Annotated in this window: 15 protein-coding genes; all 15 read left to right on the forward strand. The window is 62.3% G+C overall.

Features of this window, described 5'->3' with window-relative positions:
* Nucleotides 1–113 precede the first annotated feature (113 nt).
* The 15 genes from Q8X48_RS26395 (at nt 114) to abaF (ending at nt 15,057) form a co-directional block, all read left to right on the forward strand.
* Nucleotides 114–1,028, forward strand: a complete 915-nt coding sequence (locus Q8X48_RS26395) for a LysR family transcriptional regulator (RefSeq protein WP_108228796.1) — start codon at nt 114–116, stop codon at nt 1,026–1,028.
* 169 nt (nt 1,029–1,197) lie between these two features.
* Nucleotides 1,198–1,881: a GntR family transcriptional regulator gene (locus Q8X48_RS26400; RefSeq protein ID WP_407802066.1), complete on the forward strand. Its 684-nt coding sequence runs from the start codon at nt 1,198–1,200 to the stop codon at nt 1,879–1,881.
* Nucleotides 1,882–1,995: 114 nt separating this feature from the next.
* Nucleotides 1,996–2,928, forward strand: coding sequence for a 4-hydroxyproline epimerase (locus tag Q8X48_RS26405; RefSeq protein ID WP_407802067.1), 933 nt, complete (start codon nt 1,996–1,998; stop codon nt 2,926–2,928).
* On the forward strand, nt 2,925–4,040 hold the full coding sequence (locus tag Q8X48_RS26410; protein WP_407802068.1) for an NAD(P)/FAD-dependent oxidoreductase: 1,116 nt from the start codon (nt 2,925–2,927) through the stop codon (nt 4,038–4,040). The genes Q8X48_RS26405 and Q8X48_RS26410 overlap by 4 nt, the downstream gene beginning before the upstream one ends.
* Nucleotides 4,033–4,269, forward strand: coding sequence for a 2Fe-2S iron-sulfur cluster-binding protein (locus tag Q8X48_RS26415; RefSeq protein ID WP_007994312.1), 237 nt, complete (start codon nt 4,033–4,035; stop codon nt 4,267–4,269). Before Q8X48_RS26410 ends, Q8X48_RS26415 begins: the two co-directional genes overlap by 8 nt.
* Complete coding sequence (locus Q8X48_RS26420) at nt 4,266–5,522, forward strand: FAD-dependent oxidoreductase (RefSeq protein ID WP_407802069.1); 1,257 nt, start codon at nt 4,266–4,268, stop codon at nt 5,520–5,522. Before Q8X48_RS26415 ends, Q8X48_RS26420 begins: the two co-directional genes overlap by 4 nt.
* Nucleotides 5,523–5,596: 74 nt before the next feature.
* The gene (locus tag Q8X48_RS26425; RefSeq protein ID WP_407802070.1) at nt 5,597–6,346 is read left to right on the forward strand and encodes an AraC family transcriptional regulator; all 750 of its coding nucleotides are present in this window, start codon (nt 5,597–5,599) and stop codon (nt 6,344–6,346) included.
* 410 nt (nt 6,347–6,756) lie between these two features.
* The gene (locus Q8X48_RS26430) at nt 6,757–7,575 is read left to right on the forward strand and encodes an ABC transporter substrate-binding protein (RefSeq protein ID WP_217835074.1); all 819 of its coding nucleotides are present in this window, start codon (nt 6,757–6,759) and stop codon (nt 7,573–7,575) included.
* Nucleotides 7,576–7,585: 10 nt separating this feature from the next.
* The gene (gene lhpI / locus Q8X48_RS26435; RefSeq protein ID WP_407802071.1) at nt 7,586–9,364 is read left to right on the forward strand and encodes a cis-3-hydroxy-L-proline dehydratase; all 1,779 of its coding nucleotides are present in this window, start codon (nt 7,586–7,588) and stop codon (nt 9,362–9,364) included.
* A complete protein-coding gene (locus Q8X48_RS26440) occupies nt 9,357–10,022 on the forward strand; it encodes an amino acid ABC transporter permease (protein ID WP_007997725.1) in 666 nt (221 codons plus the stop codon). Before lhpI ends, Q8X48_RS26440 begins: the two co-directional genes overlap by 8 nt.
* 10 nt (nt 10,023–10,032) lie before the next feature.
* A complete protein-coding gene (locus tag Q8X48_RS26445) occupies nt 10,033–10,683 on the forward strand; it encodes an amino acid ABC transporter permease (protein ID WP_095966737.1) in 651 nt (216 codons plus the stop codon).
* Nucleotides 10,676–11,398: an amino acid ABC transporter ATP-binding protein gene (locus Q8X48_RS26450; RefSeq protein ID WP_047530195.1), complete on the forward strand. Its 723-nt coding sequence runs from the start codon at nt 10,676–10,678 to the stop codon at nt 11,396–11,398. Before Q8X48_RS26445 ends, Q8X48_RS26450 begins: the two co-directional genes overlap by 8 nt.
* 119 nt (nt 11,399–11,517) lie before the next feature.
* Nucleotides 11,518–12,546, forward strand: coding sequence for a trans-3-hydroxy-L-proline dehydratase (locus Q8X48_RS26455; RefSeq protein ID WP_407802072.1), 1,029 nt, complete (start codon nt 11,518–11,520; stop codon nt 12,544–12,546).
* Nucleotides 12,547–12,672: 126 nt separating this feature from the next.
* Nucleotides 12,673–13,590, forward strand: coding sequence for a dihydrodipicolinate synthase family protein (locus Q8X48_RS26460; protein ID WP_095966736.1), 918 nt, complete (start codon nt 12,673–12,675; stop codon nt 13,588–13,590).
* 72 nt (nt 13,591–13,662) lie between these two features.
* A complete protein-coding gene (gene abaF / locus Q8X48_RS26465; protein ID WP_126045787.1) occupies nt 13,663–15,057 on the forward strand; it encodes a fosfomycin efflux MFS transporter AbaF in 1,395 nt (464 codons plus the stop codon).
* Nucleotides 15,058–15,150: the final 93 nt, after the last annotated feature.

Below are 15,150 nucleotides of genomic sequence, written 5' to 3' on the forward strand. Positions count from 1 at the left end.
GGAAATCTGAATTACCCGGTGCAGAGTACCAGCCTTTCCCCTTAATATTCCTGCTGGCCATTGTTCTCATATGGCCGCCCACGTCAAGTTTGCTGACTCTGCCAGGACTCCAGATGAATCGTAATGACCTGCGTCGTGTCGACCTGAACCTGTTGATCGTTTTTGAAACATTGATGCACGAACGCAGCGTGACCCGTGCTGCGGAAAAACTGTTCCTCGGCCAGCCGGCCATCAGTGCTGCGCTCTCGCGCCTGCGCGGGTTGTTCGATGACCCGTTGTTTGTGCGTACCGGCCGCAGCATGGAGCCGTCCGCCCGGGCGATCGAGATCTTCGCCCTGCTCTCGCCGGCTCTGGATTCGATTTCCACCGCGGTCAGCCGTGCGGCCGAGTTCGATCCTGCCACAAGTACCGCCGTGTTCCGCATCGGCCTTTCGGACGACGTCGAATTCGCCTTGCTGCCCATGCTGCTCAAGCGCCTGCGTGCCGAATCACCGGGGATCGTGCTGGTGATACGCAGGGTCAACTACATCCTGATGCCAGGGTTGCTGGCCTCCGGTGAGATCTCCATCGGCGTCAGCTACACCACCGACCTGCCGGCCAACGCCAAGCGCAAGGTACTGCGCCGCAGCCAGCCCAAGCTGTTGCGCGCCGACACCGTGCCGGGGCCATTGAGCCTGGATGATTACTGCGCGCGCCCCCATGCACTGGTGTCGTTCGCCGGCGACCTCAGCGGCTTTATCGATGAAGAACTGGAAAAGCTCGGGCGCAAACGTCATGTGGTGCTCGCAGTGCCGCAGTTCAACGGCCTTAGCACCTTGCTGGCCGGCACTGACATCGTCGCAACCGTGCCGGACTACACGGCCGATGCACTGACGGCCGCGGGCGGTGTGCGCGCGGAGGATCCGCCGTTGCCGGTGCGCAGCTTTGAACTGCACATGGCGTGGCGCGGGTCGCAGGATAATGATCCGGGGGAGCGCTGGTTGCGGTCGCGGATTCAGATGTTCTTTGGGGATCCGGATAGTCTCTGAGAAGGATTGGCTGCCTGATCGGCTATGCAGCGGGCAATCCTTCCAGCGTAAATCATGGCAAACGGTGAAATGGGCGCGGCGCAAGCCTGAATGAAAACGGGTGCACCGACGTCGAACCGGGGAAGATCAGCAAAAGAATTTCGTATACCCTAGCGCTATCTCACTCCAAATGACCGCCGCCGTGAACCTACCCAAACTCAACGCACCCGACCTCGGTAACACGCCTTCAACGTCGGAAATCATCACCCGCCATCTGCGGGATGCGATTGTCGCCGGGCATTTTGCCGAGGATGAGCCGATCCGCCAGGACGACATCGCCCGCCAGTTCAATGTCAGCAAGATCCCGGTGCGTGAAGCCCTCAAGCGCCTGGAGGCCGAAGGATTGGTGATGTTCCAGCGCAATCGCGGGGCGATGGTCACGCGGGTTTCCGATGCGGAGCTGGCGCAGATGTTCGAAGTGCGGATGTTGCTGGAGGACAAGATTCTGCGCCTGGCCATTCCGAACATGACCGAAGAGACCTTCGCCCGTGCCGAGCGCATCTGTCAGGAGTTCATCGGCGAGGACGACGTAGGGCGTTGGGCCGAGCTCAACTGGGAGCTGCACTCCTGCCTGTACGAGCCTGCGCAGCGACCGTTTCTGGTGAGTCTGATCCGTTCGGTCAACGACAAGCTGGAGCGTTATCTGCGCATGCAGATGAGCTTGTCGGCCGGTAAGGAACGGGCCGATCACGAACACCGCGAGATCCTGGCGGCCTGCCGCGCCGGGGATGTGGACCTGGCGGTGAAGCTTCTGGACGAGCACATTGCCGGCGTCTGCACGACCCTGTTCGAGCACCTGCCCCACCCCCACTGACCGTTGTGGATGCTGTGCCGATTTCGTCATCGACGCAGACTAAATCCATCAAGCCGACACCCCGCCGCACGGGCCACTCTTGCGTTCACTCAACCGAATGGACGTGGCCCTCTCATGAAACGCATCTCTGTGATCGACTCCCACACCGGCGGCGAACCGACCCGCCTGGTGACCGCCGGCTTTCCTGACCTGGGCACCGGCAGCATGGCCGAACGGCGCAAGGCATTAGCCGAACAGCATGATCAATGGCGCGCCGCCTGTATGCTGGAACCACGGGGCAGTGACGTACTGGTGGGCGCCCTGCTCTGCACGCCGGTGGACCCTGGCGCCTGTGCCGGGGTGATTTTCTTCAATAACACCGGTTATCTGGGCATGTGCGGCCACGGCACCATCGGCCTGGTGGCGTCGTTAGCGCACCTGGGCAAAATCGGCCCCGGCGTGCACAGCATCGAAACGCCGGTGGGCACGGTGCAGGCAACCCTGCACGAAGACCATTCGGTGAGTGTGCGCAACGTGCCAGCCTACCGTTATCGCAAGGCGCTGGCGGTGCAGGTGCCGGGCATCGGCCAAGTGGTCGGTGATATCGCTTGGGGCGGCAACTGGTTTTTCCTGGTCGCCGAGCACGGCCTGCGGGTGGCCGGCGACAACCTCGAAGCGCTGACCGCTTACACCTTCGCCGTGCAGCAGGCACTGGAAGCCCAAGGCATTCGCGGTGAAGACGGCGGCTTGATCGATCACGTCGAGTTGTTCGCCGATGACGATCACGCCGACAGCCGCAACTTCGTGCTCTGCCCCGGCAAAGCCTATGACCGTTCGCCCTGCGGCACCGGCACCAGCGCCAAACTGGCATGCCTGGCGGCCGACGACAAGTTGCAACCGGGGCAGATCTGGCGCCAGGCCAGCGTCATCGGCAGCGAGTTCGAGGGTTCCTATGAACTGCAGGGTGAGCGCATCGTGCCGACCATTCGTGGTCGCGCGTTCATCAGTGCCGAGGCGAGCCTGATCATCGAACAGGACGACCCGTTCGCCTGGGGCATTCGTCCATGAACGAGGGCCAGGTGGCCGATGTGATCGTGATCGGCGCCGGCATTATCGGCGCCGCCTGTGCCCAGGCGCTGGCCCGTCGCGGCTTGCAGGTGCTGGTGCTGGACGCCGGTCTGCACGGCGCTACAGCCGCCGGCATGGGCCACTTGCTGGTACTCGACGACAACCCCGCCGAACTGGCCCTGAGTCAATATTCGTTGCAGCGCTGGCGCGATCTGGGCGCAGACCTGCCCGACAGCTGTGCCTACCGCTGCAACGGCACGCTGTGGCTGGCGGCCAATGCCGAAGAAATGGCGGTGGCCCACAGCAAATTCCTCAACCTGCAAGCCCAGGGCGTGGCTTGCGAACTGATCGGCGCCAGTGCCCTGCGCCAGCGCGAACCGGAACTGCGCGAAGGACTGGAAGGCGGCTTGCTGATCAATGGCGACGGCATTCTATACGCCCCGGCGACGGCCGGATGGATGCTCGAAACACCGAACATCCGCCAGCGCCGGGCGCGGGTCAATGCGGTCGATGGCAACCGCGTCTGCCTCGATGATGGTCACTGGTTGAGTGCCGATGCCGTGGTATTGGCCAACGGTATTCAAGCCAACGAGCTGTGCCCGGAATTGCCCATCGAGCCGAAAAAAGGCCACTTGCTGATCACTGATCGCTACCCCGGCAGCGTCACCCATACGCTGGTGGAACTGGGTTACGTCACCAGTGCCCACAACGCCACGGGGCCGTCGACCGCCTGCAATATCCAGCCGCGCCCCACCGGGCAACTGTTCATCGGCGCCTCGCGGCAATTCGGCACCACCGACCCGCAGGTCGAAGGCTGGATGCTCGCCAAGATGCTCAAGCGTGCCGCCGAGTACATGCCGGGGCTGGCCCGGCTCAATGGCATCCGTGCCTGGACCGGCTTTCGCGCCGCCAGCCCCGACGGTTTGCCGCTGGTGGGCCAGCATCCACACCATCAAGGCTTGTGGCTGGCAGTCGGTCACGAAGGACTGGGCGTAACCACCGCCCCCGGCACCGCCGATTTACTGGTGGCGCAACTGTTCAACGAAACCCCGCCACTGGTCGCACAACCTTATCTGCCCCAGCGTTTTCTCGGAGAACCGGTCTATGCCTGAATTGTTGCTGGACGGCCACGCCCTGAAAGTCGCCGAAGGCACCAGCGTCGCCGCTGCCCTGGCCTTGGCCAGTGACGGCTGCACGCGCACCTCGGTCAGCGGTCAGCGCCGTGCGCCGCTGTGCGGCATGGGCATTTGCCAGGAATGCCGGGTGACCATCGATGGCCGGCGTCGCCTGGCTTGCCAGACCCTGTGCCGTGACGGCATGCAGGTGGAGACTCGCCCATGAATGAATATGCTGATCTGTTGATCATTGGCGCGGGCCCTGCCGGGATGAGCGCCGCCCTTGCCGCCGCCCCCAGCGGCGCCCGCATTGTCATGCTCGACGACAACCCGCTGCCTGGCGGGCAAATCTGGCGCGACGGACCTCAAGCCAACGTACCCGGTCAGGCCCGGCGCCTGCGCGAGCGTCTGGCGTCGTGCAACAACATCCGCCATCACGCCGGTACTCGGGTGATCGCCAATCCCGGCGCGAAACAACTGCTGGTGGAAGATGACGACCATGGCTGGTTGATCAGCTACGACAAACTGATTCTGTGCACCGGCGCCCGTGAATTGCTGTTGCCCTTCCCCGGCTGGACCCTGCCGGGAGTCACCGGTGCGGGTGGTTTGCAGGCACTGATCAAGGCCGGTTTGCCGGTGCAGAACGAGCGCGTGGTGATCGCCGGCAGCGGCCCGCTGTTACTGGCCAGTGCCGCCACCGCCAAACAGCATGGCGCGCAAGTACAACGCATCGCCGAACAAGCCTGCCGCAGCGCCGTCGCCGGTTTCGCCGCGCAACTGCCGCGCTGGCCCGGCAAATGGCTGCAATCGTTCAGCCTGTTCGACCACCACTACCGCACCGCCACCCACGTATTGGCGGCGCTTGGCACCGACCGAGTGGAAGGCGTGCGCCTGCAACAACAAGGCAACATCGTCGAACTGGAATGTGATCGGCTGGCCTGTGGTTTCGGGTTGATTCCGAACATCCAGTTGGGTCAGGCATTGGGTTGCGCCATTGAAGATCAAGCCATCGCAGTGAATGCCTGGCAGGCCAGTAGCCGCGCCGATCACTATGCGGCAGGCGAATGCACAGGGTTCGGCGGCAGTGAGCTGGCCTTGGTGGAAGGTGCGATTGCCGGCCACGCTGCGGTCGGTAATCTGCAAGCCGCCAGGCAATTGTGGCCGCGCCGGGCGCGCTGGCAGGGTTTTGCCAAGGCGCTGAACAGCGCGTTCGCCCTCGACCCGCGACTCAAGTCCCTGGCCCAACCCGACACCCTGGTTTGCCGCTGCGAAGACGTGCCGTACGCGGCATTGACCGGTCACTCTGACTGGCGCGAAGCCAAACTCGCCAGTCGCTGTGGCATGGGCGCCTGCCAGGGCCGGGTGTGTGGCGGCGCTGTGCAGCATTTGTTTGGTTGGCAGCCCTCGGCACCGCGCCCACCCTTCAGCCCGGCGCGGATCGAAACCTTGATGTCCCTGGACGATACCCCGCCGGCGTGATGACCACGCCTGGGGTTTCGGCCACGCTGCCGAGTCTCTATGATCCCGGGGGTCACCCTCAGACTCCCGGCGCCATGTATCCATCGCTCACCACCTTCAAACCTTGCGAGCTGCCGACGCTGCTGAACAGCCTTCAGCCCATCGCGCCGTTGCTCGATACCTTGTCGGACGTGGTGTTTTTCATCAAGGACTGCGAGGCCCGTTACGCCTTCGTCAACCAGACCCTGGCCCGGCGTTGTGGTTTCAAACATAGGGACGAGCTGCTGGGGCGCACCGCCGAAATGGTTTTCCCGGAACGCTTCGGTCCGCTGTACACCGAGCAGGATCGGCGCGTGCTGTCCAGTGGTCGCGAACTGGCCGATCAGCTGGAACTGCATTTGTATTATGGCAATCAGCCGATCTGGTGCCTGACCCACAAACTCGCGTTGAAGGATGAACAGGGTCGGATCGTGGGCCTGGCCGGTATCTCCCGCGACCTGCAATCGCCGCAGTCGAACCATCCGGCGTTCCAGAAACTCGCCGCCGTGGATGCCCATATCCGCCGCCACTTCGCCCGCTCCATCAGCCTCGCCGAACTGACCGCCATCGCTGGCTATTCCGTGGCGCAATTGGAGCGGCACTGCAAACGGGTGTTCCAGCTCACCCCACGGCAAATGATTCACAAGGCACGCCTGGAGGAAGGTTCGCGGCTGTTACTGCACACCGAGTTGCCGATTACCGAGATTGCCTTGCGCTGTGGTTACACCGACCACAGTGCCTTCAGCCGGCAGTTTCGGGCGCTGACCAGTTTGTCGCCGACTCAGTATCGCGATAATCAGCGTTAGGCGGGTGATGAAGAGAGTTCTTCCGGGCCTCATCGCGAGCAAGCTCGCTCCCACAATTGACCGCGTGCGCAAGGCAAATGCGATCCCCTGTGGGAGCGAGCTTGCTCGCGATGAGGCCAGTCCATCCACCAAAAAACCTGCAATGAACCGATAAGCAGGCACGCACCTCTCACCTGCCAGTGTTTCTTAAAGGTGCGTCCACACACCCATTGCTCCCATCTGTAACACTGCCATCGTTTGCCCAGGCTTCCACTCTCCCGCTCGTTGCTCCCCCGCAAGACCTCTACTTCAAGGCCTGACGATTTATTCACCGTCAGAACTGGAATCGGGCACGTTGATTGCTATTGTTAATATCGTATACGAAATCCCCAATACGATATTCAACAGCACTTCACATCAACGAGGCCTCTATGAAAAACCCCGCATTTGCCGTAGCCCTCAGCGCTGTTCTCAGTACCTCCTTTATCGCCACTGCCCAGGCCGACAAGCTCGACGACATCATCGGTTCGGGCAAGCTGCGCTGCGCCGTGACCCTGGACTTCCCGCCCATGGGCTTTCGCGATGCCAGCAACTCGCCGGCCGGCTTCGATGTGGACTATTGCCGCGACCTGGCGAAGATCCTCGGGGTCGAGGCCGAGGTGGTGGAAACGCCGTTCCCGGATCGCATTCCGGCACTGGTCTCCGGCCGGGCTGACGTGATCGTCGCGTCCACCTCCGACACCCTCGAACGCGCCAAGACCGTTGGCCTCACCGTACCCTACTTTGCCTTCCAGATGGTGGTGCTGACCCGCGACGACACCGGCATCAACGGCTTCGACGACCTCAAGGGCAAAGCCGTGGGCAACACCAGCGGCACTTATGAGGCCATCGCCCTGGAGAAAGACGTGAAGAACTGGGGCTCGGGTAGCTTCCGAGCCTACCAGTCGCAAAACGATACCCTGCTGGCCGTCACCCAAGGCCACATCGATGCCACCGTGGTCACCAACACCGTGGCCGCCGCCACCCTCAAGTCAGGCAAATACAAAAACCTGAAAGTCGCCGGTAACGCCCCGTACGTCATCGACTACGTGTCCCTGGGCGCCAAGCGCAGCGAGTACGGCCTGCTCAACTACCTCAACCTGTTCGTCAACCAACAGGTACGCACCGGTCGCTACCAGGAGCTGTTCGTTAAATGGGTCGGCACCGAGATCTCGCCGACTAACCTGACCGTGCCTCAGGTCTACTACTGAGATGTCCGGCATGCCTGGGCCAATGTCTCTGAGCGGGCGCAGCCTGGTGGCGGGTGCCGCGCAAGGCGCCCTGCTGTTCGCCGATGTCGGCTTGAGTTTCTGGGGCGGAGTCGATCCCTGCACGGGTGAAGTCATCGACCGCCATCACCCGCTCAGCGGCCAACACCTGGCCGGCCGCGTGCTGGCGATTCCCAGTGGTCGCGGCTCGTGCACCGGCAGCAGCGTGTTGATGGAACTGATCAGCAATGGCCATGCACCGGCGGCATTGGTGCTGGCCGAAGCCGACGAGATCCTGACCTTGGGCGTGCTGGTGGCGCAGACCATTTTTGCCCGTTCCCTGCCGGTGCTGTGCATCGGTCGGGAGGCCTTCACCGCCTTGCGCGGCCAGGCCTTCGCCCGGGTCGAAAATGCAACGCTGAGCCTGTTCGATCACCTGCCGGGCGACGCCTGGCAGGCGCTCGACAGCCCATTACCAGACACTGACAGCATCGCCTCGATCAGGCTCACCGAGCACGATCGGGCGCTGCTCGATGGCCGGCATGGCAAGGCCGCGCAAATGGCCATGCAGATCGTCCTGCGTATGGCCGAACTGCAGGGTGCCGACCAGTTGGTGGATGTCACTCAAGCACACATCGACGGCTGCATTTACACGGGACCGGCGAGCCTGCGCTTTGCCCGGCAGCTGGTGCAATGGGGAGCAAAAGTGCGAGTGCCCACCACGCTCAATTCAATTTCCGTCGACCAGCGCCGTTGGCGCGAACTGGGTATCGACCCGGCACTGGGTGAACCGGCCAGTGCCTTGGGCGATGCCTATATGGCGATGGGCGCACAGCTCAGTTTCACCTGCGCGCCGTACCTGCTCGACACTGCACCGAAGGCTGGCGAGCAAATCGTCTGGGCGGAATCCAACGCAGTGGTCTACGCCAACAGCGTGCTCGGTGCACGCACCCTCAAATACCCGGATTACCTGGACATCTGCATCGCCCTCACCGGTCGTGCTCCGCTGATCGGCTGCCACCTGGACGCGCAACGCAAGGCTCGGTTGCAGATCGAGTTGCCTGCCCTCGGTGAACTGGACGATGCCTTCTACCCGCTGCTGGGTTACCACATTGGTGCCCTGGCCGGCAGTCGTGTGCCGCTGGTGCTGGGACTGGAAAAACGCAAGCCGAGCCTGGACGACCTCAAAGCCTTTGGCGCGGCCTTCGCCACCACCTCTGCGGCGCCACTGTTCCACATCGCCGGGGTCACGCCGGAGGCCATTGACCCGGCGCGGGTGCTGGATGCGGACATTTCCATTGCCGTGGAAAAAATCCGCCTGAAGGACCTGCTGCGCAGTTGGCGCGAACTCAACAGTGCTCGCGATAACCGGGTGGATGTGGTGTCGCTGGGTAACCCGCACTTTTCCCTCAGCGAGTTCGCTCACCTGGCGCGACTGTGCCGGGGACGGCAAAGACACCCGGATGTGGTGCTTGCCATCACCTGCGGCCGTGCCGTGTTGGAGCAGGCCCGTGAGGCCGGGCACATCGCCGTGATCCAAGCGTTTGGCGCGACCCTGGTCACCGACACCTGCTGGTGCATGCTCGGCGAACCCGTAATCCCCCTGGCGGCTGAAAACCTGATGACCAACTCGGGCAAATACGCTCACTACGCACCGGGCCTGGTCGGCCGCAAGGTGCACTTCGCCAGCCTTGCCGAATGCGTCGACGCGGCCTGCACCGCAACGGCCAGCGGACGTTTGCCGGCCTGGCTACAACCTGCTGCCCTACTGGAGAGCCCTGCGCATGTTTGACTACAGCTTCCAATGGCGTTCCGCCCTGCGCGCCCTGCCGGACATGCTTGCCGGTGCCATCGTCACCTTCGAAACCGCCGCGCTGTCGATGATCTTCGGCGTGCTGATCGCCCTGGCCCTGACAGTGATGCGCGAGGCCAAACACCCGTTACTGCGCGGGTTCGGCAACGGTTGGGTATCGATTGCCCGCAACACCCCGTCGCTGTTCCAGATCTACATCCTCTACTTCGGCCTCGGCTCGCTGAACCTGCACGTCAGTTCCTGGTTCGCCCTGCTGGCCGGGATCACCTTCAACAATGCCGGATATCTGGCGGAGAACTTTCGCGGCGGCCTCAAGGCCGTGCCTGACACGCAGGTGCGTGCGGCGCGTTCCCTCGGCATGAGTGCCTTCCAGGCCTACCGCATGATCATCGTCCCGCAACTGCTGCGGATCGTGTTCTACCCGCTGACCAATCAGATGGTCTGGGCGGTGTTGATGACGTCGCTGGGGGTGATCGTCGGACTAAACAATGACCTGACCGGTGTGACCCAGGAATACAACGTCAAAACCTTCCGCACCTTTGAGTATTTCGCCATCGCAGCCGTGCTGTATTACTTGATTGCCAAGGCGATCGTCGCGGCAGCCCGGCTGATGGCCTGGCGGTTGTTCCGTTACTGAGGAGCTGTCCATGTTTTCCACCGATTTTTCCTCGAATGACCTGATGTTCCTGCTCAACGGTGCGTGGGTCACGATGCAACTGACGTTCTGGTCGATCATTCTCGGTTCCTTGGCCGGGTTGTTATTCGGCCTGCTGCGGGCCTTGTTGCCACGGGCCAGCCTGCCGCTGGCCTGGGTGCTGGACGTGTTTCGCAGCGTGCCGTTGCTGATCCAGTTCGTACTGTTCAACTCACTCAAAAGCATCATCGGCCTGAACATCAGCGCCTTCAGCGTCGGCTGCATTGTGTTGGGGGTTTACGCTGCGGCGTACTTCACCGAGATCGTGCGGGCCGGCGTGCTGGCGGTGCCGTTCACCGTGCGCCGGGCCAGCCGGTCGCTGGGGCTGAGCTTCTTGCAGGACTTGCGCTGGATCGTCCTGCCGATGGCCACCCGGGTAGCGTTCCCCGGCTGGCTGAACCTGGTGCTCGGTGTAATGAAAGACACCGCGCTAGTGATGTGGATCGGCATCGTCGAACTGCTGCGCGCCTCGCAAACCATCGTCACCCGCATCCAGGAACCGTTGCTGGTGCTGTGCATCGCGGGCCTTATCTACTACGTCATGAGCCTGGTGGTCGCACGCCTGGGCGCTCGTCTGGAAAGAAGGTGGCAAGAAAATGATTGAGATCGACAACGTACATAAATCCTTCGGCAACCTCGAGGTGGTCAAGGGCGTCAACCTGACGGTGAACAAGGGCGAAGTGGTGTCGATCATCGGCGGCTCCGGCTCCGGCAAATCGACCTTGCTGATGTGCATCAACGGCCTGGAACCGATCCAGAAAGGCAACATCCGCGTTGACGGCGTCGAGGTCCATCACAGCGCCACCGACCTCAATCGCCTGCGGCAGAAAATCGGCATTGTGTTCCAGCAATGGAATGCCTTCCCGCACCTGACGGTGCTGGAAAACGTCATGCTCGCGCCGCGCAAAGTGCTGGGCAAAAGCAAGGCTGAAGCTGAAGAACTAGCGGTGAAGCAACTGACCCACGTCGGCCTGGGCGACAAGCTCAAGACCTTCCCTGGCAAGCTGTCCGGTGGCCAGCAACAACGCATGGCCATCGCCCGCGCCCTGGCCATGTCACCGGACTACATGCTGTTTGACGAAGCCACCTCGGCCCTCGACCCGCAGTTGGTCGGTGAAGTGCTGGACACCATGCGCATGCTCGCCGAAGACGGCATGACCATGGTGTTGGTGACCCACGAAATCCGCTTTGCCCGGGACGTGTCCGACCGTGTGGCGTTCTTCCGCAATGGCCTGGTGCATGAGATTGGTTCGCCGGATCAGGTGATTGGCAATCCGGTGCATGCGGAAACTGCAGCGTTTCTGAAATCAGTGAAATAGCGACTGGCCCCTTCGCGAGCAAGCTCGCTCCCACAGGGGTTTTGTGTGTACACCACTCATTCCTGTGGGAGCGAGCTTGCTCGCGATGAGGCTTTCACAGACAAAACAAGGAGTAAACCATGCGCTCATCGAAAGTCATTCATGTAGTCAGCTGCCACGCCGAAGGCGAAGTCGGCGACGTGATCGTCGGCGGTGTCGCCCCGCCGCCCGGCGCCACCGTGTGGGAACAGTCGCGCTGGATCGCCCGGGACGAAACCCTGCGCAACTTCGTCCTCAACGAACCCCGCGGCGGCGTGTTCCGCCACGTCAACCTGCTGGTCCCGGCCAAGGACCCACGGGCGCAGATGGCCTGGATCATCATGGAACCGGCGGACACCCCGCCGATGTCCGGCTCCAACTCGTTGTGCGTCGCCACCGTATTGCTCGACAGCGGCATCCTGCCCATGACCGAGCCGCAAACTCGCCTGGTGCTGGAAGCGCCCGGCGGCCTGATCGAAGCCGTGGCCGACTGCCGGGACGGCAAGGTGCAACGGGTGGAAGTGAAAAACGTGCCGTCCTTCGCTGATCAACTGGATGCCTGGATTGAAGTCGAAGGCATCGGCTCGCTGAAGGTTGACACCGCTTATGGTGGCGACAGTTTTGTGATTGCCGATGCCAAGGGCCTGGGTTTCTCCATCCGCCCGGATGAAGCGGCCGATCTGGTCGCGGTCGGGCTGAAAATCACTCGAGCGGCCAACGAACAACTGGGCTTCGTGCATCCGCTGAATCCCGAGTGGTCGCACATTTCCTTCTGCCAGATCGCCGCGCCCATCGTCCATGAGAACGGCATCGCCACCGGCGCCAATGCGGTGGTGATTCAACCGGGCAAGATCGACCGTTCCCCCACCGGCACGGGTTGCTCGGCGCGCATGGCGGTGTTGCAGGCCAAAGGTTTGATGCAGGTTGGCGAGCGCTTTGTCGGCCGTTCAATCATCGGCTCGGAGTTCCACTGCCGCATTGATTCGCTGACCGAAGTTGCCGGCCGCGCCGCGATTTACCCGTGCATTTCCGGCCGGGCGTGGATCACCGGCACCCATCAATTGCTGCTCGACCCAAGCGATCCGTGGCCACAAGGCTATCGCCTGTCCGACACCTGGCCCGGCGCCTGATCACGCAATCCCTCCCCATCCAGACCAACGGCCAGTAAAAACCCCTGAAAACCCAAAAAAGCACTAGCCGAGCATTGTCATTTTAAATATCGTATACGAAATACAATTAACGAACCGGAGGCAACAATGAGCAAGCGCATTAACTGGAGTGGCGTCTTTCCCGCGGTGACCACTCAATTCAACGATGACTTCTCCATCAACCTGGAAAAAACCCATCAGGTGATTTCCAACGTGATCCGCGACGGCGTGTCAGGCCTGGTGGTCTGCGGCTCGGTGGGTGAAAACACCTCGCTGACCGCCGAGGAGAAAATCGCCGTGACTGAAGTCGCTGTCGATGCCGCCCGTGGTCGGGTACCGGTGATTTGCGGCGTGGCCGAGTTCACCAGCCTACAAGCGGCCAAGGTCGCCAATGCCGTACGCCGGGTCGGCGTCGATGGCGTGATGCTGATGCCGGCGCTGGTCTACGGTTCCAAGCCGTTCGAAACCGCCGAGCATTACCGCTACGTGGCGAAAAACGCCGACGTGCCGCTGATGGTCTACAACAACCCGCCTATCTATAAGAACGACGTCACCCCGGACATCCTGATTTCCCTGGCCGACTGCGACAACGTGGTGTGTTTCAAGGATTCTTCCGGCGACACCCGCCGCTTCATCGACGTGCGCAACGAAGTCGGTGACCGTTTCGTGTTGTTCGCCGGCCTCGACGACGTGGTGCTGGAAAGCATCGCCGTGGGTGCCGAAGGTTGGGTCTCGGGCATGTCCAACGTGTTCCCGAAAGAAGGCGAAACCATCTTCCGCCTGGCCAAGGCCGGTCGTTTCGCCGAAGCCATGCCGATCTACGAATGGCTGATGCCGATCCTGCACCTCGATGCCCGTGCCGACCTGGTGCAGTGCATCAAGCTGTGTGAAGCCATTGCCGGTCGCGGCAGCGCCTTGACCCGTCCGCCACGCCTGGCCCTGCCGGAAGCCGACCGCGTATTCGTCGAGCAGATCATGGCCAAGGCGTTGGCCAACCGCCCGGAACTGCCGGACGTCGGTCTCTGAGTGATTGCCGGGCGGACCTTTACTGGCCCCGCCCGGCTGCCCGTTTTTTGCGTCTCAACAAGGTACGTCAGCATGTCGAATCCTCAACACACGCAAAGCGCAACCACACCCTCGGGACTCAAACGCGTGGTGGCCGCCGCCATGGCTGGCACCGTCGCCGAATGGTATGAATTCTTTCTTTACGGCACCGCCTCGGCATTGGTTTTTGGCAAGCTGTTCTTCCGCCAGACCGACAGCCCCATCGACGGCATCATTGCCGCCTTCGCCTTGTACGCGGTCGGCTTTCTCGCCCGGCCGTTAGGCGGCTTGGTATTCGGTCACTACGGTGACAAATTCGGCCGCAAACGCCTGCTGCAACTGAGCCTGGTAGTGGTCGGCATCACCACCTTCCTGATGGGTTGCCTGCCTGGCTTCGACCAGATCGGTTACGCAGCGCCGGTGCTACTGGTGCTGTTGCGGTTGATCCAGGGCTTCGCTTTCGGTGGCGAATGGGGCGGCGCGATTCTGCTGGTGTCCGAACACTGCCCGGACAATCGTCGGGGCTTCTGGGCCAGTTGGCCGCAAGCCGGGGTGCCGGCCGGCAACCTGGTGGCCACGCTCGCCCTGCTGCTGTTGTCGTCGAACCTGTCAGAGCAACAGTTCCTTGCCTGGGGCTGGCGCGTGGCGTTCTGGTTCTCGGCGGTAGTCGTGTTGATCGGTTACTGGATTCGCACCAGCGTCGATGACGCGCCGATCTTCAAGGAAGCCCAGGCCCGTCAGGCCCAGACCAAACAGCAACAGCTCGGTGTGGTGGAAGTGCTGCGCCATCACTGGCGTTCGGTGCTGGTGGGAATCGGCGCTCGCTTTGCCGAGAACATCCTCTACTACACCGTAGTGACGTTCTCGATTACCTATCTGAAACTGGTGGTGCACAAGGACACTTCGCAAATTCTGCTGCTGATGTTCGGCGCGCACCTGGTGCACTTTTTCCTGATCCCGCTGATGGGCTATCTGTCGGACATCGTCGGGCGCAAGCCGGTGTACCTGACCGGCGCGGTGCTCACAGCATTCTGGGGTTTCATCGGTTTCCCGATGATGGACACCGGCAACAACTGGCTGATCATGGCCGCCATCACCCTGGGTCTGGCCATCGAGTCGATGACTTATGCGCCTTACTCGGCGCTGATGGCTGAACTGTTCCCGACCCACGTACGCTACACCGCTCTGTCCCTGTGCTATCAGGTGGCGCCGATCTTCGCCGGTTCCCTGGCACCGCTGATCGCCATCACTTTACTCAACAAGTACCACAGCTCGACTCCGATCGCCTGGTATCTGGTGGGCGCCGCGCTGATTTCCGTGGTGGCTGTCGGCCTGACCCGCGAGACCCGTGGCAAGTCATTGCGCCAGGTGGATGCCGAGTCGGCGGCGCGGGTTGCTGCGCTGGACCCAGCCTCGACTAGCCCACGCCGGGCCGATTCTCTGGCGTAGGAGCGAGCTTGCTCGCGATGGACGTCAACGATACCGCGCTGATCCTGGATAAACGCGGTGCCTTTGAAACCATCGCGAGCAAGCTCGCTCCCA

The organism is Pseudomonas sp. QLc11A, from assembly GCF_052112305.1.
Taxonomy (GTDB): Bacteria; Pseudomonadota; Gammaproteobacteria; order Pseudomonadales; family Pseudomonadaceae; genus Aquipseudomonas; species Aquipseudomonas laurylsulfatiphila.